The organism is Plantactinospora mayteni, from assembly GCF_016862935.1.
In the GTDB taxonomy this organism is placed as follows: domain Bacteria; phylum Actinomycetota; class Actinomycetes; order Mycobacteriales; family Micromonosporaceae; genus Plantactinospora; species Plantactinospora mayteni.
In genome coordinates, this window is the sequence record NZ_BONX01000023.1 from 15,935 (window position 1) to 42,294 (window position 26,360).

Below are 26,360 nucleotides of genomic sequence, written 5' to 3' on the forward strand. Positions count from 1 at the left end.
CCGAGACCGTCTGACGGTCAACCCGCCCGGCCCGATCGGCCGCGATCGGCCGAGGACCGGGCGTGCCGCTTGGCACGTGTCGAACCGGATGAGACGAACTCTGCGCCGTGCCGGCCGTTGGGTCAGCGGTGCTAGGTCCCGCGCTTCTGTGGTGCTGGCCCTACCCCGAGGCGCGACAGCCATCGATCCTTCCTTCCCTCGGCGAGCGCAGTGGCTCCCGCTGACTTTCGAGCCAGGTTAGGCTAACCTAACAACACGCCGCACTCGTCGAGCCTGTCGGCGTCGCGTACCGAAGAGGTGCGTCGCGTACCGAGAGGTTGGCCGATGACCGAGCTTTCCACCGCCCCGTCGCTCGTCGCCCCGTGGCGGCTCTTTCCGGCCGAGGTCGTCCGGCTGCACCGGCTGAGCCCGTCCTTCCTCCGGGTGACCTTCACCGGCGACGACTTCGACACCTTCGCCGACCCCGGCTACGACCAGCGGATCAAACTCGTCTTCCCGATCCCGGTGCACGGCTTCCGCCACCTGCCGGACAGCACCGACTGGTACCCGCGCTGGCGGGCCCTCCCCACCGAGCTGCGCAACCCGTTCCGCACCTACACCACCCGGGCGGTACGCCGGGAGGTCCGCGAGGTCGACGTCGACATCGTGCTGCACCCCGACGGCGGGGCGTACGGCGCGCACGGGCCGGCGGCCCACTGGGCAAGGGCCGCCGCGCCGGGCGACCAGCTCGTCATCATGGGGCCGGACCACGGCTACCTCGGCGACCACGGCGGCCGGGAGTTCCAGCCCGCGCTGGCCACCCGCACGCTGTTGGTCGCCGGCGACGAGACGGCGGTACCGGCGATCGCCGCGATCGTCGAACGGTTGCCGGCACACTGCCGGGGCGAGGTACTGCTGGAGGTGCCGGACCCGGCGGACGTGCTCGACCTGCCGGCCCCGCCGCTGGTGACCGTGACCTGGCTGCCCCGCTCGGGTGCGGCGCACGGCAGCCTGCTGGTCCCGGCGGTCCGGGCCGCCGCCGACCGACTCCTCCCGACGGAAAGACCGGCCCCGCACGACACCCCGCCCGACACCTCGGACGACGCCGTGGACGACGAACTGTGGGAGGTACCGGTCGGCCTGTCGAACGGCGGGCACTACGCGTGGCTGGCCGGCGAGTCCGGGGTGATCCGGACGCTGCGCCGGCACCTCGTCACCGAGCGCGGCCTCGACCGCGAGTCGGTCGCCTTCATGGGCTACTGGCGACTCGGCCGGGCGGACGATGCGGCCTGACCCGCGGCTGTGACCGCGATCCGGTCGGCAGGCGGACGACACGGCCTGACCGCGGCCCATGCCGCGACCCGGCCAGGACCGCCGACCACGGCTCAGAGCCGAGGCGCCACCTCCCCGGCGATCCGGTCCGGGTCGTCCAGGTGGTCCAGGTCGGCGATGTCGAGGACCTGGAGGAGGACCCGGCGACGCTGATCGCCAGCTGTCCCGGCAGCCGGAACGTCGCCACGCCCGGCCGGGCTACCCTTCCGGCTGTGCCCGGTTACGCATGGCTCAGCCTGACCACCGACTACGGCCTCTCCGACGGGTTCGTGGCCGCCTGCCACGGGGTGGTCGCCCGGATCGCCCCGGCCGTCCGGGTGATCGACGTCAGCCATCTGGTCCCGGCCGGAGACGTCGCCCGGGGCGCCGCCGTACTGGCGCAGACCGTCGGACACCTTCCGCCGGCCGTACACGTGGCGGTGGTCGACCCGGGCGTCGGGACCGCGCGGCGCGGCGTCGCACTGGGTACCCCCGGCGGCCTGCTGGTCGGGCCGGACAACGGGCTGCTGCTCCGGGCCGCGAGCGCGCTCGGCGGGATCACCGAGGCGGTGGAGCTGACCAGCGCGGAATGGTTTCCCGACCCGTCCCGTACCTTCCACGGCCGGGACGTCTTCGCCCCGGCCGCCGCCCGGTTCGCGCTCGGCGCACCCCTGACCGACGCCGGCCCGGCGGTCGACCCGGCGACCCTGGTACGGCTCCCCGAACCGGTGCTCGTGCAGGGCGACGGCTGGCTGGAGGCCGAGGTGCTGACCGTCGACCATTTCGGCAACGTCCAACTCGCCGCCGCCGGCTCCGTACTGCGGCAGCTCGGTCCGGTGCTCCGGATCGGCGGGCGGCGGGCGGTCCGGGGCGGCACCTTCGGCGACGCCCCGACCGGCGAACTCGTCGTCTATCCGGACTCGGCCGACCACCTTGCGGTCGCGGTCAACGGGGGCCGCGCGGACGAACTCCTCGGCGTCACCTCGGGCGACGTGCTGCGACTGGAGTGAGAGCCCGCGCCGACCCCCTGGCCCGTCCTACGCACAGACTCGTCTGGCTACCGGACAGCGCCGAGAATCGGCCGACGGAGCGGAACGGGAGGGCGATATGTCTACTGTGCCCGTGCCGGGCTGCTGTGAAATGCTTACCCGCGTGGGGAAACACACGATCGATGTCGCCGCCTGCCCATGTTGTGCACACCGGACCGGCGGCGGCACCTGTCCGGTCTGCTTCTGGACCGACGACGGTTCCACCGACCAGAATGCCGGCACCGCCCGGGGCGGCCCCAACGGTGACCTGAGCCTGTCAGACGCCCGGCTCAACTACGCCATCTACGGCGCGAGCCACCCGCGTTACCAGGAAGCGGTCCGCCAGCCCCGTCCCGAGGAGTTGCCCTGACCCTGGGTGGGCGGCGGTAGGGCGCGGGCTCCGCCTCCGCGCCGCCGTCCACCTGACGGACGACGACCGTCGACCACTGGCCACCCGCAGCCACACCCCACCGGGAGCGCCTCCTTCCACCCTCACCGGTTCCGGATGACTCCTCACCGGTTCCGGATGACGCCGCAGCGACTCCGGACGACCAGCGGCGGCCCGAGCACGATCGACCAGCTCACGACCTGCGGCCGGATCGGCGCGTACGCGGCCGGCGGGCATGCGGCGGGAGGAGGATGGACGGGTGCCCGAAGGCGACACCGTGTGGAACACCGCCCGTGCACTGCACCGTGCCATGGCCGGTGACCGGCTGACCGCCACCGACTTCCGGGTGCCGCAACTCGCCACCACCGACCTGACCGGCGCGACCGTCCTCGAATCGGCTGCCCGAGGCAAACACCTGCTGCTCCGACTGCGTGTCCCGGACAGCGCACGGCAACCGAGCGGCAGCCCGGACGGCGAGGCACCGCTCACCCTGCACTCCCACTTGCGGATGGACGGCGCCTGGCGGGCGTACGCCCCGGGGGAGCGCTGGGCGGCCCGCCCCGCGCACACCATCCGGGTGGTGCTGCGTACCGCCGACGCGGTGGCGGTCGGCTATCACCTGCACGATCTTGCCCTGGTCCCGACCGCCGAGGAACCGTTGCTGGTCGGGCACCTCGGGCCCGACCTCCTCGGGGCGGACTGGGACTCGGCCGAGGCGGTACGCCGGCTCGCCGCCCAGCCGGGCCGGAGCATCGCCGAGGCGCTGCTCGATCAGGCCAATCTCGCCGGGATCGGCAATTTCTACAAGTCCGAGCTGCTCTTCCTGCGCGGGGTGTCGCCGTGGACGCCGGTCCGGGAGGTGCCGGACCTGCCGGGCATGGTGGCGCTGGCGCACCGGCTACTGATGGCGAACCGGGGGCGGTGGACGCAGAGTACGACCGGCTCGCTGCACCGGGGCCGGACCAGCTACGTCTACGGCCGCCGGGCCGAGCCGTGCCGCCGGTGCGGCGCGACGATCCGCAAACGGGAGCAGGACGAGCGGGTCACCTACTGGTGCCCGGTCTGCCAGCCCGAGCCCGGCCGGCGCCTCCCCGCCGGCCCCGGACGCCGCACCCACTGAAGGTCACTCACCCGCCGGACGCCGCCACGCGCCAATCCGCGCCTCCCGCCGGCCCTGGCCGCCGCACGCGCTGACGGTCACTCCCATGGTCGGCGGCGCCGCCGTGTGCCAATCCGAAGTCGAGGCGCTTTCACCTGGCTGGCGACCGTATCCAACACTGGCCGTAAGCGGTTGACTGCTTACGGATCGTCAGCAGCTCACGGGCAGGTCGGGGCGGACCTGTCCCGGAACGTCGGGCGCTGGCGGGCGGAGCGATCCCTGATCTTCCCGGGGAAGGGGTGCGGTCATGTTCAAGAGGTTCGTGGCAAGCCGGGCGGCCCGGGCGGAGCAGGCCAGGCGGCAGGGCGGGGCAGGCGGGGAGACCGGGACCGGCCGGGCGGGGGGTACGGTGGTGCCGGCCGCCCGGACCAGCACCGATCCGCTGCCGGCGACCGGCCTGGACCCGACCGCCCCGCCGGACTACTTCGGATTCGTGCCGAACTTCGCCTACAGTCCGCTGCCGGTCTGCGACGCCGACGGGCGGGTGGCGCCGGGCACCGGGCTCCGGAAGTTCGTCACCTCGCTGCCCCGGGCCGGCGACACCCCCAACGAGCTGGGCAACCTGATCCCGGTCGCGGTGCCGGACACCACCACCTACCCGGGCTGCGACTACTACGAGATCGGCGTGCAGGAATACCACCAGCAACTGCACGCCGACCTGCCGCCGACCCGGCTGCGCGGGTACCGGCAGCTCAACAACGGGACGGACGCCACCGGGCACAACACGGTGACCCCGCCGGCCCGGCCGTACCATCTCGGGCCGCTGATCCTGGCCCAGCGGGACCGTCCGGTCCGGGTCAAGTACGTCAACCGGCTGCCGGTCGGCGACGCGGGCGCGCTCTTCCTGCCGGTGGACCCGACCCTGCCCGGCGCCGGTACGGGTCCACTCGGCGGCACCGAGCGCTATCCGCAGAACCGCTCCGCCGTCCACCTGCACGGCGGGCGTACCCCGTGGATCAGCAACGGTGGACCGGCCCAGTGGACGACCCCGGCCGGCGAGCCGACCTCGTACCCGCGCGGCGCCGGCCACGCCAGCGTGCCGGACATGCCCGAGCCCGGTGCCGGGGCGACCACCGCCTACTACCCCAACCAGCAGAGCGGCCGGCTGCTCTGGCTGCACGACCAGGCGGAGGGGATCGCCCGGCTCACCGTCTATTCCGGACAGATCGGCCTCTACCGGCTGGACGACCCGGTGCAGCGGCAACTCGTTGACGACGGCGTGCTGCCGGCCGAGGAGATCGTGCTGGTGCTCCAGGACAAGACCTTCGTACCGGACGAGACCCAGCTCGCCGCCCAGGACCCGACCTGGGACGTGTCCCGCTGGGGCGGCCCGGGCAGCCTCTGGTTCCCGCACGTCTACATGCCGAGCCAGAACCCCTACAACGAGTCGGGGACGAACCCGATGGGGCGGTGGGACTACGGTCCCTGGTTCTGGCCGCCGTTCACCGGGATCACCCACGGGGCGGCGCCGAACCCGTACTACGACCCGGCCACCCGGCCGTGGCAGCCGCCGGTCCAGCCGGGTACCCCCGCCCCGTCGGCGGTGCCGGACGCGTTCCTGGACACCCCGCTGGTCAACGGTGCCGGCTATCCCTACCTGCGGCTGCGGCCGGCGGCGTACCGGTTCCGGATCCTCAACGCCTGCAACGACCGCAGCCTGAACCTCCAGCTCTACTACGCGGCCTCGGACGCGCCGATGTGGCATCCGGACGGCACGCTGCGAGACGGCGACGCCGGTGAGGTACCGATGGTCGCGGCCCGGCCGAACCCGGACTTCCCGCCGAGTTGGCCGACCGACGGCCGGTGCGGCGGGGTGCCGGACCCGAACGCCGCCGGCCCGGACTGGATCCAGATCGGTTCCGAGGGCGGGCTGCTGCCGGCGGTGGCGGTGCTGCCGAGCCAGCCGATCAACTACCAGTACAACCGGCGGGACGTGACGGTGCTCAACGTCACCGAGCACGCCCTGCTGCTCGCCCCCGGTGAACGCGCGGACGTGGTCGTCGACTTCTCGTCCGTGCCGCCGGGCTCGAACCTGATCCTCTACAACGACTGCCCGGCGCCGATGCCGGGCTTCGACCCGCGCAACGACCACTACACCGGCGCCCCGGACCGGACCTCGTCGGGCGGGCCGCCGACCACCCGCCCCGGTTACGGACCGAACACCCGGACCCTGATGCAGATCCAGGTGGTCGGCACGCCGGCGCCGCCGTTCGACACCGAGCGGCTCCGGGTCGCGCTTCCCCGGGCGTACGGGCAGAGCCAGCCCCCGCCGATCGTGCCGCAGAAGGCGTACGACCCGGCGTTCGGCACCGCCACGCCCCGGAACACGTACGTCCCGATCGACGACACCTCGATCACCTTCACCCCGTACGGCGACAGCAGCCCGGTGACCCTGCCGTTGCGTCCCAAGGCGATCGTGGCCGAGTTCGACCCCGAGTACGGCCGGATGAACTTCCTGCTCGGCACCGAGTTGCCGAAGACCAGCTCGCTGATCCAGACCACCATCCCGCTGACCCGGATCGACCCGCCGACCGAGGTACTGCTCCCCTCCGACCCGGCCGCCCCGGTCGGCTCCCCCGGCGACAACACCCAGCTCTGGCGGATCACCCACAACGGGATGGACACCCAGTCCGTCCACTTCCACCACGTCAACGTCCAGCTCGTCAACCGGGTGGGCCGGGACGGGGCGATCAAGCCGCCCGAGCCGAACGAGGTCGGCTGGAAGGACACCGTCCGGATGAACCCGTTCGAGGCGACGGTGGTGGCGATCCGGCCGGCGCTGCCCGAGCCGCTGCCGTTCACCGTCCCGGACAGTACCCGGCTGCACGACCCCACCCGGCCGGTTGGGACGTCGGAGGGGTACACCCAGGTCAACCCGGAGACCGGCGAGCCGGCGGCGGTGACCAACCGGGTGCACAACTTCGGCTGGGAGTACGTCTGGCACTGTCAACTGCTCGGCCACGCCGATGCCCAGATGGCCCGGCCGATGGTGCTGCGGTTCGCTCCGGCGGCGCCGACCGGGCTCGCCGCCAGGCCGGAACCCGGCTCGGCGACCGTACTCCCGGCGATCGTGCTGGCCTGGACGAACAACTCCCGCCCGCCGACCGGCACCGGCACTGGTACCGCACCGCCGCGGGCCACCGGCAGCCTGGTGCAGCGGGCCACCGACGCCGGCTTCACCCGGGACGTACACACCTTCGCCGTCCCGGCCGGCGACAACCGGTACGTCGACTCGACCGTCACCCCCGGGCTCACCTACCACTACCGGGTCCGGGCCGAGAACAGCGTCGCCCACTCGGCGTACTCGAACAGCAGCAGCGCGATGGTGCAGTTGCGGGCGCCGACCGGGCTGGTCGCCACGGTGGCGAGCGGGTCGCCGCTGCGGGTCAACCGGGGCTGGGTGAACCGGTCCTTCGCCACCAGCGTGGAGCTGCAACGGGCCACCAACCCGACCTTCAGCAGCGGGCTGGTCACCAGCACCGTCCCGGTCACCGGAAGCTGCCCGGACCCCCGGGTCACCCCGGACACCACCTACTACTACCGGGTGCGTACCGGCTATCTCGGTGCCTCGTCACCCTGGTCGAACGTCTCCACAGTGGTCACTCCGGCGGTGCCGGCGACGCCGACCGACCTCGCGGTGACGCCTGACGGAGTGGCCGGCCAGGACGGGGCCGGCGTGGTGCTGAGCTGGGCGGTCCCGCTGACCAGCGTGATCGCCGGCTTCACGCTGCACCGGGCCACCAACTCCGGCTTCACCACGGAGGTGGCGACGGTGCGGGTGCCGGGGGCGGCCCGCTCGTTCACCGACACCGGACTGGCCCGGGACACCGTCTACCACTACCGCATCCAGGCCGGCAACGCCGCCGGTACCTCCGTGGTCAGCCGCTCGGTCTCGATCCGTACCCCGGCCTGACGGTCAGCGGCCCGGCCCGGTGGTACGACAACCGGGTCGGGCCGACGGGCGGCTCAGGACATCGCCTGGGTCGGGCCGGTACGGGAGCGCAGGTCCGCCAGGCCACCCGCCACGCCCCGGAGCAGGTCGGTCGCCTCGGCGAGCCGGGTCACCGAGGAGTTGTCGTCGTACTCGCGGCCGTCCTCGGCCACGAAACTCGCCGCCGCCGCCACCAGCCGCTCGTACGCCGAAACACCGCTGTCGAGCTGCGTCGCCAGGTGCCGGTGCGCGGCGTCCAACTCGCCCCGGGCGTCGGCCGGGGCCACCCGTACCGCCCGGTCCACACTGGCCACCCGCTCGGCGAGGTCTCGCAGGGACTGCTCCGCCACCGCCGCCTCCAGCACCGCCGGGCCGGCGGGACCGGTCAGCCGGCCGGCGAGTCCGGCCATCGTCGTGGTGGCCCGGTCCAGCCGGGCCCACGGCTCGGCCGCGGACGAGCCGCGCAGGGCGACCCGGGCGCGCTGCCGGCGTACCTCGGCGAGGGCCTGACGCCCGGCGGGCAACCGCTCGACGGCGGCGACCAGCCGGGCGCGGACCTGGTCCGGGGTGACCGGCTCGGGGGCCGGTGGCACCGGCTCGGCGGCCATCGCCCGCAGGTCGGCCCAGCGCCAGAGCGCCAGCATCACCGAACCGCCGGCCGCCGCCGCCCAGGCCGCGTCCGGCAGTCCCAGCCCCTGGTAGGGGGTGAGGACCGCCGCCGCACCGCCGAGGCCGCCCGCGAGCACGCTCCAGCGCCGGACCGACCGGCGCAGGCTCCGCAGCCGGCGCAGGTGGCGGGTGCGCAGATCCGCCATCTCGACCTCACTCCCCGACGGCCGCCGGCCCGGCCGGCGGCTCCGCTCCCCCTATGGTCGCCGGCCGGAACCGGCGGCATCCCGCGTTCGCCGGATCGCGCCGGCTCAGCTTGCGGCGCTACTGCCGCCGCCGGCCTGCTTGTCCCGGCCCAGGCTGGCCCGGATCTCGTCCAGTCGGGCCACCCCGGCCGGGTCGGCCGCCGGGGCCGCCGGCTCGACCGCCGGGGTGGCGGTCCCGCCGGCCAGCTTCTCCCCGGCCATGCTGGACCGGATCTGCTCCAGCCGGGACGCGCCGGCCAGGTCGAGGGTGGACTTCTGGATCTCCAGCATCCGGCCCTCGACGGAGTTGCCGGCCAGCTCGGCCCGACCCATCGCGTTGGCGTAGCGCCGCTCGATCCGGTCCCGCACCTCGTCGAGCGAGGGGGTGTTTCCCGGTGCGGCGAGCGCGGACATCGACTCCAGCGACTTGGCCACGCTCTCCTGCATCTTGGCCTGCTCAAGCTGGCTGAGCAGCTTGGCCCGCTCGGCCAGCTTCTGCTGGAGGATCATCGAGTTGTTCTCGACCGCCCGGCGCGCCTGGGCGGCGGCACCGATCGCCTGGTCGTGCAGGGTCTTGAGATCCTCGGTCGACTGCTCGGCCGCGACGAGCTGGGTGGCGATGGTCTGCGCACTCTGCTCGTATTTCGTGGCCTCGGTCTCGTCACCGGCGGCCCGGGCCCGGTCGGCGAGCACCAGGGCCTGCCGGGCCATCCCCTGCAACCGCTCGACCTCGGACATCTGCCGGGACAGCCGCATCTCCAACTGGCGCTGGTTGCCGATCACCGCCGCGGCCTGCTGGACGAGCGCCTGGTGCTGGCGCTGCGCCTCCTCGACGGCCTGCTGGATCTGCACCTTGGGATCGGCGTACTCATCGATCTTGGCGCCGAACAACGCCATCATGTAGCGCCAGCCCTTGACGAACGGGTTCGCCATCTCCCGGTATCCCCTCAGTGTCATCAGTCCAGTAGCCGTGTCGGCCGGCCCGAAAAGGCGCCCGCGCGACAGGATCTCCATCGTCCCAGGATCGCGCCACCCCGGCATACGACCTCAGGGGGATATCCACCGGATATGCGGTTAGGGGCCCACCGTAACGCGGTCGGCCCCCGCCGAGCCACACCTTCGTCGGCGCCGGGAGCCCTGACGGGCCGCTCAGCCGACGCAGACGACGTCCCGCTCGGGGTTGCTGCTCGGGCGGATCCGGCGGGTGGTCCGCAGGGTCGCCTTGAGCGGCGATTCCTGCCGTACCGTCACCGAAACGGTGCCATCGGTCGCGATCTGCCGTACCGGCTCGGCGCCGAGCTGGTGCACGCCGCCCTCGGTGAGGGTACGCAGGGCCCGGTCGGCCAGCGCCGGTCCGGCCAGGGACGCCTCGACCCGCGCTGACTGCGCGACGGGCTCGGTACGGGCCGGTTCGGCCGCCGCCGCCTGCCGGGCCGGCTCGGCGGCGCCGGACTGCCGTACAGGCTCGGCGGTGGCCGGCTGACGGGCCGGCTCGGTCGCGCCGGACTGCCGGGCCGGTTCCGGGTACGCCGGCAGGGCCCGCCCAGCCTCCTCGGCCGGTCCCCCGGACTCCGGACGCCTCGCCCCGTCCCGCCCGCCGGACAGCGGGCTCTCCTGGACCGGCACCAGCACCCCGGGCAGCCCCTCGGCCACCTCGACGGTGTCGCTGACGTCCCGGAGCAGCTCGGAGAGCCGGGCACCCAGCGCGTCGCAGATGGCGGCCAGCAGCTCGCTCGACGCCTCCTTCTGGCCCCGCTCGATCTCGGAGAGGTAGCCCAGGCTGACGTTGGCGGCAGAGGAGACCTCGCGCAGGGTCCGGTGCTGCCCCTGCCGACGCGCCCGTAGCGCGTCACCGATCACCCGGCGTAGCAGGACCATCGCACCTCCCGTGTCGCGGGCTCAGACCCTCCCGGACGTCGGACCGGCGCCGTCACCTGGACCCCGCCGCGCTGCGGCGACCTCGACCTCGCCGTGGTACGGCGGTCTCGATCCGCCCGCGCTACGGCGGTGTCGATCTGGCCGTACTGCGGCGATGTCGATCTGGCCGCCTTGCGGCGGTGACCGCGACGTCGACTGCCCGAGCCTTCCCGCAACCGTACCCGGTACGGCCGCCGACGACATCCCGCCCCGCCAGTCCGATCTTCCCGCCACCCGCCCGCCGATGGCGCGGGAATCAGCGTGGGCCGCCGACCGGGCGCTCGTCGGCCTCGGCGTGCAGCCGTTCGGCGAGCAGGTGCAGGGCGCCGCTCACCGCACCGATCCGGATCCGCAGCCGGTTGCCGTCGAGGTCGAGTCGGCGTACGACGGTGCCGGAGGGGCCGGCCGCCGCCACGAAGACGAGTCCGACCGGCTTGCCGTCCTGCGGTTCCGGGCCGGCGACCCCGGTGGTGGCGAGGCACCAGTCCGCGCCGCAGCGCGCCCGGCCACCCTCGGCCAGCGCCGCCGCCACGTCCGGATCGACCGGACCACGCTGGGCGAGCAGTTCGGCCGGTACGCCCACCAGCGACGACTTCAGCTCGGTCGCGTACGCCACCAGGCCGCCCCGGAACACGCTGCTGACCCCGGCGATGTCGACGATCGTCGCGGCCAGCAGGCCACCGGTGAGCGACTCCACCACCGCCAGGGTGGCGCCCCGGTCGACCAGCGCGTGTACGACCGCCGCGGCCCCGTTGTCGGCCGCCCGTGCGGGGTCGTCCATCCGATCCTCCTCCGGTCAGCCGCGCTCTGCGGCCCGTCGATTCCTGGCCGGGGCCGGTCGGGGGGTGCTACTCGGCCGGTGCGCCGGTCAGGGTGCGGCGCGGCGCAGCCGCAGCGCCCGGACCACGTAGTCGAGCCCGGTCAGCACGGTCACCACCACGGCGACACCGAGGATCCACGGCCCGACCCAGGCCACGCTCTCCGGCACCGGCCAGAGGTACCAGACGATGGCCAGGGTCTGGACGGCGGTCTTGGCCTTGCCGCCCCGGCTGGCCGCGATGACGCCGTACCTGATCACCCAGAACCGCATCAGCGTGATGCCGAACTCGCGGACCAGGATGAGTACGGTGATCCACCAGGGGATCCGGTCATACCAGGACAGTAGGACCAGAGCGGTGCCGGTCAGCGCCTTGTCGGCGATCGGGTCGGCCACCTTGCCGAACGAGGTGACCAGCGCCCAGCGCCGGGCGATCCAGCCGTCGACCAGATCCGTCGCCGCAGCGACGACGAAGGTCAGGCAGGCGGCCACCCGCCAGCCGGAGTGCACCATCTCGGAGCTGATCACCAGCCCGACGAAGACGGGTACCAGCGCCAGCCGGAGCGCGGTGAGCCCGTTGGCCGCGTTGACCACCGGGACCGGACCGACCCGACCGGAGGGCGCCGGCTCGACGGCCGACGCGGCCCGACCCGATCCGGCACCCGCGCCACTCCGGCCCGCCCCGGGCTCGACCGTGCCGGCCGGCGTCGGCGAGCCCGCCCCGGCCGGTACCGCATCCGCCGCCTCGGTCACGACGGCGTCCCGCCGCCAGCGGCGCACCGGTGGGGTGCCCTCGACGGGACCGTCGCTGCCACCCGGATCACCCCGCCCCACGCGGCGCCGCCGAGACCATCTCCTCCGGTACGGCCACCAGGTCCACGCCCTCGGTGCCGGTGACTCTGGCCCGGACCAGGTCGCCCGGGCGTAACGCGGCCAGGTCGACCCCGCCGCCGACCGGGGCGACCAGGGTCGTCGAGCCGTCCACCTCCGGCGCCTGGTGGGCCGCCCGGCCCTCCACCACGCCGTCGTCCACCGAGTCGACCAGCACCTCGACGGCCGCGCCGAGCCGCTCCTCGGCGCGCTGCGAGCAGAGTTCGTCGGCGAGCGCGGAGAGCCGGTCGTAGCGCCGCTTGACGGTGGCCGCCGACACCTTGCCCGGCAGGGTGGCGGCCTCGGTGCCGTCCTCGTCGCTGTAGTCGAAGACGCCGATCGCGTCCAGCCGGGCGGCGGTGAGGAAGCGCTCCAGCTCCGCCACGTCCGCCCGGGTCTCGCCGGGGAAGCCGACGATCACGTTGCTCCGCGCCCCGGCGTCGGGGGCGAACTCCCGGACCGACCCGAGCAGTTCGAGGAACCGGTCGGTCGAGCCGAACCGGCGCATCCGGCGCAACACCGCCTCGCTGGAGTGCTGGAACGAGAGGTCGAAGTAGGGCGCGACGCCCGGCGTGCTGGCGATCACCTCGACCAGCCCGGGACGGGTCTCCGCCGGCTGGAGGTAGCTGGCCCGGACCCGGACGATGCCGTCGACGGCGGCGAGCTGCGGCAGCAGCTTCTCCAGCAGCCGGGGGTCGCCGAGATCCTTGCCGTACGAGGTGGAGTTCTCGCTGACCAGCACCAGCTCCCGGACGCCCGAGCGGGCCAGCCACTCCGCCTCGGCGAGCAGGTCGTCCGGGGTACGCGAGACGAAGGCGCCGCGGAAGGTCGGGATGGCGCAGAACGCGCAGCGCCGGTCGCAGCCGCTGGCCAGCTTCAGCGAGGCGACCGGGCCGGAGTCGAGCCGGTGCCGCAGCACCGGACGCAGGTGCGCCGGGGTGTGCGCGTCGGCCACCAGCGTGCCGCCGGCCGGGCGGGCGGGCGCCTCGCCGTGCCCCGGCACCACGACCGCGCCGCCGTGCCGGGCCACCGGGGTCAGCGGCAGCAGCTCGCGCCGGTCCCGGGGGGTGTGCGCGGGGAACTGCTTGCCGGCCAGCACGTCGTCCAGCCGGGCCGAGATGTCGGGATAGTCGTCGAAGCTGAGTACCGCGCCGGCCTCGGGCATGCCGTCGGCCAGCTCCCGGCCGTACCGCTCGGCCATGCAGCCCGCCGCCACCACCTTGGCCCCGGTGTCGGCGGCGGCCAGCAGCGTCTGGATCGAGTCCTGCTTGGCCTTCTCCACGAAACCGCAGGTGTTGACCAGCACCACGTCGGCACCCTCGCCGTCGGTGGTCACCTGCCAGCCGTCGGCGTCCAGCCGGGCGGCCAACTCCTCCGAGTCGACCTCGTTACGGGCACAGCCGAGGGTGAGCAGCGCGACCCGGCGGCCGGCGGTCGAGGAGGAGGAAGTGGCAGACACCATCCGAGCCTACCGGGAGGGCCGGACGGTCCCGGCATGGCGGCTGCCCCCGTGCCGGGCGCGTCACCCCGGCCCGGCACCCCGAACCGGCGGCGCCGCACCGGCCGGCTCGGCCGCCGCCCGGGTCAGCCGTCGGCCCCCGACCGGGTCAGCCGGTCGAGCAGGAACGCCTCGCTGCCGGCCAGGCCGACCGCGCAGAAGACCGTCACCTGGTCCGCCGTGGTCCGGCCCGGAAGCGCGCCGGCCAGCACCGCGCCCAGCCCCCGCAACCGCCCGGCGTACGCCCCGACGGTGGCGAGCATCGGCGGGTCGTACGCCCCGGCCTGGGTCAGCGAGTCGGTGACCAGCAGATCCGCCCGGTCCAGCAGGTCGGGGCCGAACTCCGCCCGGCCCACCTGCTTGTGCCCGACCGTGTTCAGGTGACTGCCGGGGCTCAGGTCGGCGGCCGAGATCACCGGAGTGGGGCTGGTGGTGGCGAGCACCACGATGTCGCGGTCGCGTACCGCCGCCGGGGCGGTGGAGACCGGCCGGGCCGGGATGCCCAGTTCGGCCCGTACCCGGGCGGCGAACTTCTCCCGCCCGGCCGGAGTACGGCAGAAGACCGTCACCTCGCGCAGCCGGCGTACCGCCGCGATGGCCCAGACCTGTGCCCACGCCTGGCCACCGGCACCGATCACCCCGAGCGTGGCCGCGTCCGGCCGGGCGAGCACGTCCACCGCCACCCCGCCGAGCGCCCCGGTACGCCGGGACCCGATCTCCTCGCCGACCGCGATCGCCCGGACCCGCCCGGTACCGGCCTCGTGCAGCGCCACCACCTGCTCACCCTCGGCATGCCCGAAGGTGTCGTACGAGCGGAAGCCGTACCACTCGCCGGTGAGCTGCCCAGCGGTGAGGACCAGCCGGCCACCGGCCAGCGGTGCGGCCACCCGGGGCGGGGCGACGAGCCGCCCCCGGTACGCCGCCAGCAGGGCGTCCCGGATCGCCCTTACCGCCGTCGCGGGGTCCAACCGGGCCGCCACCTCGGCGTCGGTGATGAACTGGGTCATCAACGAATTCTGATACTTCAACCGTGGTTGAGGTCAACCGCCGGTCGGTAACGCCGCCTCCGGGCCGATCAGTCCACCGGGCGGACCAGTCGTCCGGGCCGATCAGTCCACCGGGCCGATCAGTCCACCGGGCCGATCAGTCCTCCGGGCGGAGCGCCGCCAGCGCCTCCTCCAGTTCGTCCGGCTTGACCAGCACGTCCCGGGCCTTCGAGCCCTCGGACGGCCCAACGATGCCCCGGGTCTCCATCAGGTCCATCAGCCGGCCCGCCTTGGCGAAGCCGACCCGCAGCTTGCGCTGGAGCATCGAGGTCGAGCCGAACTGCGAGGTGACCACCAGCTCGATTGCCTGCACCAGCAGGTCGAGGTCGTCGCCGATGTCCTCGTCGACCTTCTTCTTGGTGTCCTGCGCCGGGGTCAGCACGTCGGACCGGAACTCCGGCTCGCGCTGGTTCTTGCAGAACTTGACGATGTCGTTGATCTCGCCCTCGGTGACCCAGGCACCCTGGATGCGTACCGGCTTGGAGGCGCCCATCGGCAGGAACAGGCCGTCGCCCCGGCCGATCAGCTTCTCCGCGCCCGGCTGGTCGAGGATGACCCGGGAGTCGGCCAGCGACGAGGTGGCGAAGGCGAGCCGGGACGGCACGTTCGCCTTGATCAGACCGGTCACCACGTCGACCGACGGGCGCTGGGTGGCCAGCACCAGGTGGATGCCGGCGGCCCGCGCGAGCTGGGTGATCCGGACGACCGAGTCCTCGACGTCGCGCGGCGCCACCATCATCAGGTCGGCCAGCTCGTCCACGACCACCAGCAGGTACGGGTACGGCCGGATCTCCCGCTCGCTGCCCGGTGGCGGCTTGATCTGGCCGGTCCGGACCTTGCGGTTGTAGTCGTCGATGTGGCGTACCCCGGCGGCGGCCAGGTCGTCATAGCGCATGTCCATCTCGCGGACCACCCAGTCCAGCGAGTCCGCCGCCTTCTTCGGGTTGGTCACGATCGGTGTGACCAGGTGCGGGATCCCCTCGTAGTTGGTCATCTCGACCCGCTTCGGGTCGATCAGCAGCAGCCGTACCTCGTCTGGAGTCGCCCGGGTCAAGACGGACACAAGCAGACTATTCAGACATGAGCTCTTGCCGGCACCGGTTGCGCCGGCAATGAGGATGTGCGGCATCTTGGCGAGGTTGGCGACCACGAAGCCGCCCTCGATGTCCTTGCCGAGCGCCACCAGCATCGGATGGTGGTCGCCGGTCGCCGCCCGGGACCGGAGCACGTCGCCGAGCGCCACGTCCTCCCGATCGCTGTTCGGGATCTCCACACCGACCGCGCTCTTGCCCGGGATCGGGCTGAGGATCCGCACGTCCGGGGACTTGACCGCGTACGCGATGTTGCGGGAGAGCTGGGTGATCCGCTCGACCTTCACGCCGTGCCCGAGTTCGACCTCGTACCTGGTGACGGTCGGGCCCCGGGTGAAGCCGGTCACCGCCGCGTCCACGTCGAACTGGTCGAAGACCCCGGTCAGCGCGGCGATCACCTCGTCGTTGGCCCGGCTGCGGGTCTTCGCCGCACCGCCGGGGCGCAGCAGGTTGGCCGGCGGCAGCGTGTAGTCGCCGGCCAGCCCGGTGATCGCCAACTGCTCCGCCCGGGTGGGTGCCGCCGAGTGCTCCGGCGGCTCCGGCGCCTTCCGGGCGGCCGGTACCTTCCCCTTCGGCTTGCGCGGCACCGGCACGGTCCCCTGCGCAGGGGTGTCGATCTCGTAGCCGGGCTCGTCTTCGTCGGCCGGGTCCGGCAGCGGCGACGGGCGGCGGCGCGGCGGCCGGCGGCCCTGGGTGCCCCGGGCCGACTCGGGCTCGGCGTCCTCCTCCGACTCCGGCCGGCCCAGTACCGCGCCGGCGAGCAGCCCGAGCCGCTCCGGCACCTTGTTGATCGGCGTCGCGGTCACCACCAGCAGCCCGAAGAGCAGCAGCAGCACCAGCAGCGGTACGGCGACCCAGGCGCTGACCGCGCTCTCCAGCGGGCCGCCGACCCCGGCCCCGATCAGGCCACCGGCGTAGTCCCGCTCGACGTTGTCCGCCGGATGCTGCCCGATGTGCAGCAGCGCCGCCGTGCCGACGATCAGCGCGGTCCAGCCGACCAGCCCCCGGCCCCGGTGCTCCGGCTCGGCGGGCACGCGCATCAGCTTGACCGACCCGATCAGCAGCAGGATCGGTAGCACGATCGAGATCGCCCCGAAGAACAGCCGGATGGTGTCGGCGAGTCGACCGCCCAGCGGCCCGGCGGAGGAGAACCAGACCGCCACGGCGCTGAGGATCGCCAGGCCGAGCAGGAGCAGACCGGCGCCGTCCCGGCGATGCTCCGGGTCGAGGTCGCGCGCGGTCGCCGCCTGCCGGCCGGCCGCCCGCATCGCCCAGCCGACGCCGTGGGCCAGCCCCATCCAGGTCGCCCCGAGCGCCCGGCCGACGTACGCCGCCGGAGTGGTCCGGGTCGGCCGGCGGGTGGCGGCGGTCCGGCTCCGGGCCGGCTGCCGCGCCCGGGTGTTGCTCGTCCGTGTACCGCCGGACCGGGTCGTGGACCCGCTCCGGCGCCGGTTCGCCTGAGAGGAGGCACGGCCCGCCATAAGTTCACACGTTAGCGGCGCGCGTTGAGGATTCCCCGCTTTTGCGCGTCGTGTCTGACCAGCTACCTTGCGGATCACACCCGACCGGCACCGTCCACGCCCCCGGCGATCCCCGCCGTCGGCAGCCCGGCCTGTCCCGACAGTGGCGGCCGTGGTCCTACCATCACGGGCGGAGCCGCCAGCCGTCCAGGAGGGACCCGCATGCCCGTACCGGATGCCGTGGACGCCGCAGACCGGCCCGACGGTGGCCGGTCGGAGCGACTGCGACCGCTGACCGAGGAACTTCTCGGCAGCGTGCTCGGGGGCCGGGGGCACACCTGCTACACCGATCCGGACGGCGACCTGGTCGGCAGTTGGGACGGCAACCTGTTCTACTTCCTCCGGCTCGGCGAGGCCGGCGAGGTACTCCAGGTCCGCGCGATGGCGGCGAGCCGGTTCTCGGTCGACGACGTGCCCGCGCTGTACGCGTTCTGCAACGCCTGGAACCGCGACCGGCTCTGGCCGAAGGCGTTCGTGCAGGTCAACGACGACGGCAGCGCCCGGGTCTGCGGCGAGGTGGTCACCGACCTGGAGCGTGGGGTCACGGTGCGGCAGCTCGACCAGTTGCTCGACTGCGGCATCTCGACCGGCCGGCAGATGTGTGCCGCCGTGGCGGAGCTGCGACGCTGAGTAAACTCACCGGCGGCCGTCCCGCCCCGGGAAGCCGGCCCCGACCCCGGGAAGGAACCCGATGACCCCACCCCGCGCGGCGACCGCGTGACCCGGGACGAGTTGCTCGCCGCGCTGGCGGACGCCCGGGACCGGCCGGACGACGGGGCCAAGGTCGCCGAACTGGACCGGATCGTCGCGTACGCCGACGCCGGCCGGGACGTCCGGGTCGGCTTCGCGGCCCGGCTGGCCCTGGTCGAGGTGCACCGGCAGGTCGAACCGTGGCGGATGCTCTCGCCGGTGCGCTGGTGCCTCGACGTCGTCGACGGTGCACCGGGAAGGTTCGACCCCACCGACACCGCCCGGCTGCCCGGCTACCACCGGGAGGCGGTGGCCGCGCTCTGCGGTACCTCCCGGATCGGGCTGGCCCGCGCCGGTGCCGCCCTCGACGACCTGGAGCGGCGACTCGGGGCGGCCGGGCAGAGCCGGCGGCCGGCGTACGCGCTGCGCTGCCGGATCGCCGATCATGTCGGTGCCGAGTCGACCGCCCGACGGTGGCTGGTGCGGTGGCGGGCCGCACCCCGGGACGAGTTCGGGGGCTGCCTCGCCTGCGAGCCGGCCGACCAGGCGAGGCTGCTGACCGGCTGGGGCCGGTGGACCGAGGCGGTCGAGATCGTCGAGCCGGTGCTCGCCGGCACGCTGTGCTGCCCCGACCAGCCGGAGCGGGCGCTCGGCACGATCCAGTTGGCGTACCTGCGGCTCGGCCGTCACGACGAGGCCGCCGACGCACACGTACGCGCCTACCGGCGGCACCGGCGGGAGCGGGCCGGCTTTCCGTTCCTCGCCGACCACCTGCGGTTCTGCGCGCTCGCCGGTCACCACGACCGTGGGCTGGAGATCCTCGCCCGGCACCTGCCCGAGCTGGACCGCCCACCCGACGAGGCGTCCGCGCTGGAGTTCGCCGCCGCCGGGGCGCTGCTCTGCCGGCTGGCCGGCCCGGCCGGCTTCGCACGACACCCGATCCACCGACCCGGGTACGCCGGGCGGCACGCCGCCGAGCTGACCGTCACGGCGCTCGGCCGCGAGCTGACGGCCAGCGCCGAGGACCTGGCGGGCCGGTTCGACGCCCGCAACGGGACGAGCCACCAGTCCGGCCGGATCGCCTCCTGGCTGGCCGAACGCCCACTACCCGGCCCGATACCCCTACCGCCGGAGCCGGCGACCGAGCCGGAGCGAGCAATCGCCTCCGAGCCGGAGCCGGCGACCGAGCCGGAGCCGGCGACCGAGCCGGAGCCGGCGACCGAGCCGGAGCCGGCGGCGAACCCGGAGCCAGGGGCCGGGGCGAAGGCGACAGCGAAGCCGACAACGGCGACCGAGCGGAGAACGACGGCGAAGCCACCAGCCGAGCCGAGGACGGCAGTCGAGTTGGAGCGGACGGCCGGGCCGACCGCGATCGAGCCGGCGAGCGAGCCTCGAAGGAGGGCTGACTTTCGAACGGCGGCCGAGCCGGAGCCGTTGGTGTGCCGAGGCCGGGGCGACGGGCTCGCGGTGGTCGGGCCGCTGACCGTGGCGGCGATCGTGGACGTGCTGCGGGACCGGGCGGACCAGCACGTACTCGGTCCGGCGGGCACGGTCGGCGGCCGGTGGGGCGACGCGCTGATCGAGTTCCAGCGGTTGGGTGAGCGGGGCGAGATCCTGCACGCCCGGGTGACCGCCGGGCGCCGGCTGCCGGCGGAGCGGCTCGCCGAGGCGTACGAGTTCTGCAACGCCTGGAACCACGACCGGCTGCTGCCCAAGGCGTACGTCCTCGATCTCGGTGCGGGGGAACTGGTGCTGGCCGGCGACGTCAGCACCGACCTGGAGCACGGCGTCGCCGCCGGTCAACTCGCCGTACTGGTCAACGCGACCCTCGCCAGCGGAGCCGCCTACGCTGCCGCGGTGGCCGCCCTGCCCTGAGCCGCTGGAACAGGCCGAACCGCTGGAACAAGCCGAAACGTTGGAGCAGCCTGAGTCGCTGGAGCAGGCCGAGCCAGGAGAGCAGGACCAGCACGGCGACCAGTGCCTGGGCGAGCGCGGCGTACCGCTCGGGGTAGATCACGCCCTCGATGTAGCGGTCGATGAAGCCCCGCCCGACGCCGGATTCGCCGGCCCGACGCCGCGCCCAGTGCTCGAGGTAGGTCAGCGGGCAGACCAGTTGGGCGGCGGTCACCAGCACGCCCCAGGCGGCGGCACCGAGATGCGCCCAGATCGTCCTCGGCCAGCGCCAGGCGAGGAACCCGCCGAGCACCAGATAGGCCAGGAAGCCGAAGTGCAGCGTCAGGACCAGCGTGACCAACAACCGGTAACCCATCGCCGCCTCCCGGACAAAGGCTACCCAGCCGGGCGGCCGGCGGACCGGGTACGGATACTCAGCCCGCCGGCCGGCGCTCTCGACTCGTCGCCGCGCCCGGCTACCTCAGCCCAGGTCGGCTACTCAGTGCAGGTCGGCTACCTCGGTTCGGATCGGCTGCCTCAGCGCACCGAGAAGCCGAGGGTGTAGTCGCCGGAGCCGCGCCGGGCCTCCACCCGGTAGCGGTAGAAGCCGGCGCTGCCGCTGTAGGAGATCTGCTCGTCCGCGGTCGGCCCGTCGGAGACAGCGACGGTACGCCAGCCGCCCCGGCTCCACTTCTGGAGTACCAGGTCGAAGTTGGCCCCGGACGGCCCGTCCAGGCAGCCGACCTGCCGACCGTGCCCGGCCCGGAAGTAACGACCGGCGGGCTGTACCTGCCGGCTCCCGGCCCCGAGGGTGGCGGCCTTCAGCGCCTTGTGCTCGGCGCACTCCGAACCCGGCGGCGGGCTCGGCGGCTCGGTCGCGGCCGGCGGCTCCGTCGCGGGCGGTTCGGTCGCGGCCGGCGGTTCGGTCGCGGGCGGCTCGGTCCCGGCCGGCGGGTCGGCCGGGGGTGCTCCCGGTCCGTTCGCCGTGGTGACCAGGGTGAGCTCGTTGACGTCGAGGATCTCGGTCAGCGGCTGGAAGAAGGTGGTGCCGCCGACGGTGCAGTCGCCGGAGCCGCCCGAGGTGACCCCCTGGGCCTGGTCGCCAGACATCCAGGAGCCGCCGGAGTCGCCCGGCTCGGCGCAGACGTTCGTCCGGGTCAGCCCGGTGACCGTACCCTCCGGGTAGACGACCGTCGCGTTCAGCGCCTCGACGACCCCGCACCGGGCACCCGTGGTGGCGCCGAACCGGCAGATCGAGCTGCCGACCGGTGCCTCCTGCCCACCGGCGACGCTGATGGTGCCGCCGTCGAAGTCGTTGACCACCGGCTGCGGTACCCAGTCGTCGTTGGTCTCCACCACGCCCCAGTCGTCGCCGGGGAACGAGGAGGCCGAGACGACACCCTGGGCGACCCCGTCCGGGCTGCTGGTGGTGGCACCCGGCGCTCCACAGTGGCCGGCCGTGACGAATCCGCCGACGACCGAGAAGCCGATCGAGCACCGGGCCCGGTCGTCGATCACGTACGGGTCACCGCCGCGTACGTCGATCAGCGGCACCGGGGCCTCCGCCGAGGCGACCACCTCGACCGCGCCCGCCGGGGCACCACTGGTCCGGACGAACCGCCGCACGTCGGCTTCGGTACCGGGCTGGGCGCGTACCACGACGCGGTTGTTCGACACGTCGACGTACCAGCCGGCGACGTCCGGGGTGGCCTCGTCGGCGATCCGGTCCAGACTCGCCTTGACCGTGTCGAGCTGTCCGGCGTTCCGGGTGACCACCTTCGGTTCGGCTCCGGCGGCGCGTACCCGGTCGGCAGCCGCCTGGTCGGTCACCGCCACCATCAACTGGTTGCCGTCGGCGGCGAGCCAGGTGCCGCCGTAACCGGCCCCGAGTTCGGTACGCAGCCGCTGCGTGGTCCCGCGGGCCCACTGCTCCCGGTCCAGCCGGGCCCGCGCCTGGGCCTCGGTCAGCGACAGGTCCCGGGCCAGTGCGTCGACGATCTGCCGGGACGGCCCGGACGGCGTCCGCTCCGATCTCGGCGGGTCCTCCCCGGCCAGTGCCGGCCAGGTCACCGCCGCCAGACCGGCGACGGTCGCCACCGTCACGCCGATCGCGATTCCCCGCCGCTGTGCCGTACTCCGCCGACTGACCGTGCCTCGCCGGCTCCGCGTCGCGCGTCCGCGATCCATCGATCGCCTCCTTCACCATCGGGCAGCCCGCGGGAAGGTACGGCCGGCGGCCGGCCGACGATGAACGGATCGGTGATGGGCAATCTCACAGCCGATCGGCTGAACCGGAGGCGGCTCTCGTCCGTATTACCCGGAACGGCGACGACTGTGCGGAAGGGCCCTTCCGCACGTTTTCCGCGCGGAAGGACCCGGCCCGACAAACTCGAAGCTGCTGGTGGCCCGACAACTCTCCCGACAACTCGAAGCCGCTGGTCTCCCGACGACTCGAAGCTGCTGGTCGACGCTGTGCGGCGCGGGTCAGACCTCGACCACGGTCGGGACGATCATCGGACGCCGCCGGTACGCGTCGTTCACCCAGCGGCCCACCGTACGGCGGACGATCTGCTGCAACTGGTGCGGATCGGTGATGCCCTCGGTGGCCGCCCGGCCCAGCGCCTCGGTGATCAGCGGGATCACCGGGTTGAACGCGTCCGGGTCGTCGGAGAAGCCCTTGGCGGAGACGGTGGGACCGCCGACCACCTTGCCGGTGACCGAGTCGACCACCACGGTCGCCGAGATGAACCCGCCGTCGCCGAGGATGCGCCGCTCGGTGAGGAGCGACTCGCCGACGTCACCGACGGCGAGTCCGTCGACGTAGACGTACCGGCTCTTGAGGTGCCCGACCACCCGGGCGTGCCCCTCGACCAGGTCCACGACGTCGCCGTCCTCGCAGAGCACCACCCGGTCGGCGGCGACCCCGGACTCGATGCCGAGCCGGGCGTGCGCGCGCAGGTGCCGCCACTCGCCGTGTACCGGCATGAGGTTGCTCGGCCGGACCACGTTGAGCAGGTAGAGCAGTTCACCGGCCGGGGCGTGCCCGGAGACGTGCACCTTGGCCACGTCCTTGTGGATCACGGTGGCACCGGCCCGGGAGAGCTGGTTGATCACCCGGTAGACCGAGGTCTCGTTGCCCGGCACCAGCGAGCTGGCCAGCACCACCGTGTCGCCCGGGGCGACCGTGATGTGCCGGTGGTCGCCGGTGGCCATCCGGCCCAGCGCGCTCATCGGCTCGCCCTGCGAACCGGTCGACATCAGCACGATCTGGTCCGGCGGCAGCGCGGTCGCCTCGTCCAGCCCGACGACCAGGCCGGGCTCGATGCGGAGCAGCCCGAGGTCGCGGGCGATGCCCATGTTGCGGACCATCGACCGGCCGATGAAGGTGACCTTGCGGCCGTGCTCGGCGGCCGAGTCCAGCACCTGCTGCACCCGGTGCACGTGCGAGGCGAACGAGGCGACGATGATCCGGCCGCGCGCCTTGGCGAAGATCGAGTCGAGTACCGGCCCGATCTCCCGCTCCGAGCTGACGAAGCCGGGGATCTCGGCGTTTGTCGAGTCGGAGAGCAGCAGGTCGACGCCTTCCGCGCCGAGCCGGGCGAACCCGGCCAGATCGGTGATCCGGCCGTCCAGCGGGAGCTGGTCCATCTTGAAGTCGCCGGTGTGCAGCACCAGCCCGGCCGGGGTCCGGACGGCCACCGCGAGGGCGTCCGGGATCGAGTGGTTGACCGCGAAGAACTCGCACTCGAACGGGCCCAGCCGCTCCCGACCGCCCTCCCGCACCGTCAGCGTGTACGGCTCGATCCGCCGCTCGGCCAGCTTCGCCTCGACCAGGGCGAGGGTGAACTGCGAACCGACCAGCGGAATGTCCGGTTTGTGGGCGAGCAGGTACGGTACCGCCCCGATGTGATCCTCGTGCCCGTGCGTCAGCACGATCGCCTGTACGTCGGCGAGCCGGTCCAGGATCGGCGCGAAGTCCGGCAGGATCAGGTCGACACCGGGCTGCTCGACGTCGGGGAAGAGCACCCCGCAGTCGACGATCAGCAACTTGCCGTCGTATTCGAAGACGGTCATGTTCCGCCCGATGGCGCCGAGCCCGCCCAGCGGCACGATCCGGAGCCCGCCCTCGGGCAGCGGCGGCGGCAGCTCCAGCTCAATTCCCGGCTGGCTCATGCCGTCGCCTCGCATCCCCGTCCGCCGGCACGAACCCGCTCCGGCACGATCTCTCCGACTCCCGTCCGGTCCCCGACTCTCGTCACGGCAGTTCCAGCCCGGCGGCGGCGCAGTCCGCCCGCAACTGGGCGATCTCGTCGGAGGTGGCCTCCACCAGCGGCGGGCGTACCGGCCCGGCGGGCAGGCCCCGCGCGGCCAGCGCCGCCTTGACCAGGATGGTGCCCTGGGTACGGAAGATCCCGGTGAACAGCGGCAGCAGCCGCCGGTGCAGGGCCAGCGCCTCGGCGGTGGCACCCCGGTCGTACGCCTCGATCATCTGCTTGGCCAGCGCCCCGGTCAGGTGGGTCGAGGTGCCGACCAGGCCGACCCCGCCGATCGCGAGCGTGGAGAGCGTCAACGCGTCCTCGCCGGAGTAGTAGGCCAGGTCGGTCCGGCTGGTCACCGTCGAGCTGGCGACCAGGTCGCCCTTGGCGTCCTTCACCGCGACGATCCGCTCGTGGTCGGCGAGTCGCAGCAGGGTCTCGGTGGCGATCGGCACGCCGCTGCGGTGCGGGATGTCGTAGAGCATCACCGGCAGCGCGGTGGCGTCGGCCACCTCGGTGAAGTGCCGGACCAGCCCGGCCTGCGGCGGCTTGTTGTAGTACGGCGTGACCACCAGCAACCCGTGCGCCCCGGCCTTCTCGGCGGCACCGGCCAGCTCGACGGTGTGCCGGGTGTCGTTCGTGCCGACCCCGGCGACCACCCGGGCCCGGTCGCCCACCGCCTCGACCACCGTGCGGATCAGCCGCTCCTTCTCCGCGTCCGTGGTGGTCGGCGACTCGCCGGTGGTCCCGTTCACGACCAGCGCGTCGTTGCCCTGCTCGTCCACCAGGTGGGCCGCGAGGCGGGCCGCGCCGTCGAGGTCCAGCGAGCCGTCCGGGGTGAACGGGGTCACCATCGCGGTGAGCAGGCGCCCGAACGGGCGGGGCGCCGCCCGGTCGGCGTTGGCAGGGTGGTGGTGGGTCATGCGAACAACCTATCGGACTGCCGCCGCCCGACCGGCGGGGAAGGGTTCAGGACAACTGGGCGTACGGGCTGGTGGCGATCTCGGTGCCGTCCGGCAGCGCGCTGATGGTGAAGTCGCCGAAGACGTTCGGCGCGACGCGCTGGAGCTGCCGCAGACACTCGACGGCCAGCTCACGAATCTCGACGTCGGCACCCTCGGTGGCCCGCATCGCCACAAAGTGCCGCCAGGCGCGGTAGTTGCCGGTGACCACGATCCGGGTCTCGGTGGCGTTCGGCAGCACCGCCCGGGCGGCCTGTCGGGCCTGCTTGCGGCGCAGTGTCGGATTCTCCACGTCGGCGAAGCGCCGCTCCAGCCCCTCCAGCAGGTCGTTGTACGCCCGCAGGCTCGCCTCGCTCGCCTCCACGAACCGCTTGTGCAGCTCGGCGTCCTCGGCGATCACCGAGGGCTCCACCATCGCGGCCTCCCGCTCCGGCACATAGCGCTGGGAGAGCTGGGAGTAGGAGAAGTGCCGGTGGCGTACGAGTTCGTGGGTGAACGAGCGGGACACGCCGGTGAAGTAGAAGGTGACGGTGCCGTGCTCCAGTACGGAGAGGTGCTGGCTCTCCAGGATGTGCGCGAGGTAGCCCGCATTGGTCGCGGTGGCCGGGTTGGGCTTGCGCCACGACTGGTAGCAGGCCCGGCCGGCGAACTCGGCCAGCGCCTGGCCGCCGTCCGCGTCGGTCGACCACGGTACGTCCTCCGGTGTCTCGAAGTGCGTCCACGCGATGACCTTGACCTGGGGGACCACCATCTCCGGCATTCCTCGGACTCTAGTCTCCTCCGGCGTCATCCCCGACGACCCCCTACCGGGCCGGGAGCGCCGGGCCGGCGGCGGTGCCGGGGCAGGGGCCGGCCGAGCCGCCCGCCCCGGGTCGGATCGTCCGGCCAGCGCAGGTGGCCCGCTGGTGGACGGCGTCGGCGGAGCCAGGCCCGGGCGGTCGCGGTCGCCACGGCGGTGCCGAGGAGCAGCAACCCGGTTCCCCACAGTCGGGCACGATGAGGCATTCTGTCATCGACCTTCCACGATCAGTGATCTTCCTGACTGGTGGTCCTCCGCACCGACCTGGGCTTGCCGGCCGGCCGGTACGAAGGACCACGGCCCACCCGCCGGCCGGGAGGACCGGCGAGGAACCGCAGGTACTCTCGCCGG

Annotated in this window: 19 protein-coding genes and 1 pseudogene; 7 read left to right on the top strand and 13 right to left on the bottom strand. The window is 73.5% G+C overall.

Translation table 11 applies throughout. The features are described 5' to 3' along the window. Positions 1-324 precede the first annotated feature (324 nt). The 5 genes from Pma05_RS16305 (at position 325) to Pma05_RS16325 (ending at position 7,778) form a co-directional block, all read left to right on the top strand. Complete coding sequence (locus Pma05_RS16305; protein ID WP_203858272.1) at positions 325-1,272, top strand: siderophore-interacting protein; 948 nt, start codon at positions 325-327, stop codon at positions 1,270-1,272. Between the two features lie 251 nt (positions 1,273-1,523). Further along, positions 1,524-2,300: an SAM hydrolase/SAM-dependent halogenase family protein gene (locus Pma05_RS16310; RefSeq protein WP_203858273.1), complete on the top strand. Its 777-nt coding sequence runs from the start codon at positions 1,524-1,526 to the stop codon at positions 2,298-2,300. A 142-nt stretch (positions 2,301-2,442) separates the two neighbouring features. Beyond that, positions 2,443-2,688: a CPCC family cysteine-rich protein gene (locus tag Pma05_RS16315; protein WP_239312481.1), complete on the top strand. Its 246-nt coding sequence runs from the start codon at positions 2,443-2,445 to the stop codon at positions 2,686-2,688. 277 nt (positions 2,689-2,965) lie between these two features. Beyond that, a complete protein-coding gene (locus Pma05_RS16320) occupies positions 2,966-3,826 on the top strand; it encodes a DNA-formamidopyrimidine glycosylase family protein (protein ID WP_203858274.1) in 861 nt (286 codons plus the stop codon). A gap of 286 nt (positions 3,827-4,112) precedes the next feature. Then, positions 4,113-7,778, top strand: coding sequence for a multicopper oxidase domain-containing protein (locus Pma05_RS16325; RefSeq protein WP_203858275.1), 3,666 nt, complete (start codon positions 4,113-4,115; stop codon positions 7,776-7,778). A gap of 53 nt (positions 7,779-7,831) precedes the next feature. Here Pma05_RS16325 and pspM read toward each other — a convergent pair whose 3' ends face one another. The 8 genes and pseudogenes from pspM to Pma05_RS16370 all read right to left on the bottom strand — a co-directional run bounded on the left by pspM (position 7,832) and on the right by Pma05_RS16370 (position 17,370). Further along, a complete protein-coding gene (pspM, locus tag Pma05_RS16330) occupies positions 7,832-8,611 on the bottom strand; it encodes a phage shock envelope stress response protein PspM (protein WP_203858276.1) in 780 nt (259 codons plus the stop codon). 105 nt (positions 8,612-8,716) lie between these two features. Continuing rightward, the gene (locus Pma05_RS16335) at positions 8,717-9,583 is read right to left on the bottom strand and encodes a PspA/IM30 family protein (protein ID WP_203858694.1); all 867 of its coding nucleotides are present in this window, start codon (positions 9,581-9,583) and stop codon (positions 8,717-8,719) included. A gap of 600 nt (positions 9,584-10,183) precedes the next feature. After that, positions 10,184-10,528 (bottom strand): annotated as a pseudogene (locus Pma05_RS16345) (helix-turn-helix domain-containing protein); the annotation flags it as partial. 295 nt (positions 10,529-10,823) lie between these two features. Next, positions 10,824-11,348 (bottom strand): CinA family protein, encoded by a 525-nt coding sequence (locus Pma05_RS16350; RefSeq protein ID WP_203858277.1) that lies wholly within the window; start codon positions 11,346-11,348, stop codon positions 10,824-10,826. Positions 11,349-11,435: 87 nt separating this feature from the next. Then, positions 11,436-11,978, bottom strand: a complete 543-nt coding sequence (gene pgsA, locus Pma05_RS16355) for a CDP-diacylglycerol--glycerol-3-phosphate 3-phosphatidyltransferase (protein ID WP_239312577.1) — start codon at positions 11,976-11,978, stop codon at positions 11,436-11,438. Positions 11,979-12,204: 226 nt separating this feature from the next. Then, complete coding sequence (gene rimO / locus Pma05_RS16360; RefSeq protein ID WP_203858278.1) at positions 12,205-13,716, bottom strand: 30S ribosomal protein S12 methylthiotransferase RimO; 1,512 nt, start codon at positions 13,714-13,716, stop codon at positions 12,205-12,207. A 122-nt stretch (positions 13,717-13,838) separates the two neighbouring features. Continuing rightward, entirely contained in the window at positions 13,839-14,759 is a 921-nt protein-coding gene (locus Pma05_RS16365; RefSeq protein ID WP_203858279.1) for an ornithine cyclodeaminase family protein, read from the bottom strand. 136 nt (positions 14,760-14,895) lie between these two features. After that, a complete protein-coding gene (locus tag Pma05_RS16370) occupies positions 14,896-17,370 on the bottom strand; it encodes a DNA translocase FtsK (protein WP_203858280.1) in 2,475 nt (824 codons plus the stop codon). Between the two features lie 201 nt (positions 17,371-17,571). On the opposite strand from Pma05_RS16370, the gene Pma05_RS16375 reads away from it, so the two are divergent. Together Pma05_RS16375 and Pma05_RS43770 are read left to right on the top strand one after the other, a co-directional pair. Further along, positions 17,572-18,039, top strand: coding sequence for a YbjN domain-containing protein (locus Pma05_RS16375; RefSeq protein ID WP_203858281.1), 468 nt, complete (start codon positions 17,572-17,574; stop codon positions 18,037-18,039). An 87-nt stretch (positions 18,040-18,126) separates the two neighbouring features. Then, the gene (locus Pma05_RS43770; protein WP_307836856.1) at positions 18,127-19,974 is read left to right on the top strand and encodes a type III secretion system chaperone family protein; all 1,848 of its coding nucleotides are present in this window, start codon (positions 18,127-18,129) and stop codon (positions 19,972-19,974) included. On the opposite strand, the gene Pma05_RS16385 is transcribed toward Pma05_RS43770, so the two are convergent. The 5 genes from Pma05_RS16385 to thyX form a co-directional block, all read right to left on the bottom strand. Next, on the bottom strand, positions 19,916-20,368 hold the full coding sequence (locus tag Pma05_RS16385; protein WP_203858282.1) for a DUF2784 domain-containing protein: 453 nt from the start codon (positions 20,366-20,368) through the stop codon (positions 19,916-19,918). The two genes, Pma05_RS43770 and Pma05_RS16385, sit on opposite strands and share 59 nt — an antisense overlap. Before the next feature lie 161 nt (positions 20,369-20,529). Continuing rightward, positions 20,530-22,179 (bottom strand): S1 family peptidase, encoded by a 1,650-nt coding sequence (locus tag Pma05_RS16390; protein WP_203858283.1) that lies wholly within the window; start codon positions 22,177-22,179, stop codon positions 20,530-20,532. 297 nt (positions 22,180-22,476) lie between these two features. Beyond that, a complete protein-coding gene (locus Pma05_RS16395) occupies positions 22,477-24,165 on the bottom strand; it encodes a ribonuclease J (protein WP_203858284.1) in 1,689 nt (562 codons plus the stop codon). Between the two features lie 82 nt (positions 24,166-24,247). Next, complete coding sequence (gene dapA / locus Pma05_RS16400; RefSeq protein WP_203858285.1) at positions 24,248-25,171, bottom strand: 4-hydroxy-tetrahydrodipicolinate synthase; 924 nt, start codon at positions 25,169-25,171, stop codon at positions 24,248-24,250. 46 nt (positions 25,172-25,217) lie between these two features. Next, complete coding sequence (thyX, locus tag Pma05_RS16405) at positions 25,218-25,961, bottom strand: FAD-dependent thymidylate synthase (protein WP_203858697.1); 744 nt, start codon at positions 25,959-25,961, stop codon at positions 25,218-25,220. Positions 25,962-26,360 lie beyond the last annotated feature (399 nt).

Coding starts and splice junctions, on each gene's coding strand:
- dapA (WP_203858285.1), bottom strand. CDS start 25,171: ATGACCCACCACCACCCTGCCAACGCCGACCGGGCGGCGCCCCGCCCG.
- Pma05_RS16305 (WP_203858272.1), top strand. CDS start 325: ATGACCGAGCTTTCCACCGCCCCGTCGCTCGTCGCCCCGTGGCGGCTC.
- pspM (WP_203858276.1), bottom strand. CDS start 8,611: ATGGCGGATCTGCGCACCCGCCACCTGCGCCGGCTGCGGAGCCTGCGC.
- Pma05_RS16350 (WP_203858277.1), bottom strand. CDS start 11,348: ATGGACGACCCCGCACGGGCGGCCGACAACGGGGCCGCGGCGGTCGTA.
- Pma05_RS16325 (WP_203858275.1), top strand. CDS start 4,113: ATGTTCAAGAGGTTCGTGGCAAGCCGGGCGGCCCGGGCGGAGCAGGCC.
- thyX (WP_203858697.1), bottom strand. CDS start 25,961: ATGGTGGTCCCCCAGGTCAAGGTCATCGCGTGGACGCACTTCGAGACA.
- Pma05_RS16385 (WP_203858282.1), bottom strand. CDS start 20,368: ATGGGTTACCGGTTGTTGGTCACGCTGGTCCTGACGCTGCACTTCGGC.
- rimO (WP_203858278.1), bottom strand. CDS start 13,716: ATGGTGTCTGCCACTTCCTCCTCCTCGACCGCCGGCCGCCGGGTCGCG.
- Pma05_RS16395 (WP_203858284.1), bottom strand. CDS start 24,165: ATGAGCCAGCCGGGAATTGAGCTGGAGCTGCCGCCGCCGCTGCCCGAG.
- Pma05_RS16365 (WP_203858279.1), bottom strand. CDS start 14,759: ATGACCCAGTTCATCACCGACGCCGAGGTGGCGGCCCGGTTGGACCCC.
- Pma05_RS16335 (WP_203858694.1), bottom strand. CDS start 9,583: ATGGCGAACCCGTTCGTCAAGGGCTGGCGCTACATGATGGCGTTGTTC.
- Pma05_RS16370 (WP_203858280.1), bottom strand. CDS start 17,370: ATGGCGGGCCGTGCCTCCTCTCAGGCGAACCGGCGCCGGAGCGGGTCC.
- Pma05_RS16375 (WP_203858281.1), top strand. CDS start 17,572: ATGCCCGTACCGGATGCCGTGGACGCCGCAGACCGGCCCGACGGTGGC.
- Pma05_RS16390 (WP_203858283.1), bottom strand. CDS start 22,179: ATGGATCGCGGACGCGCGACGCGGAGCCGGCGAGGCACGGTCAGTCGG.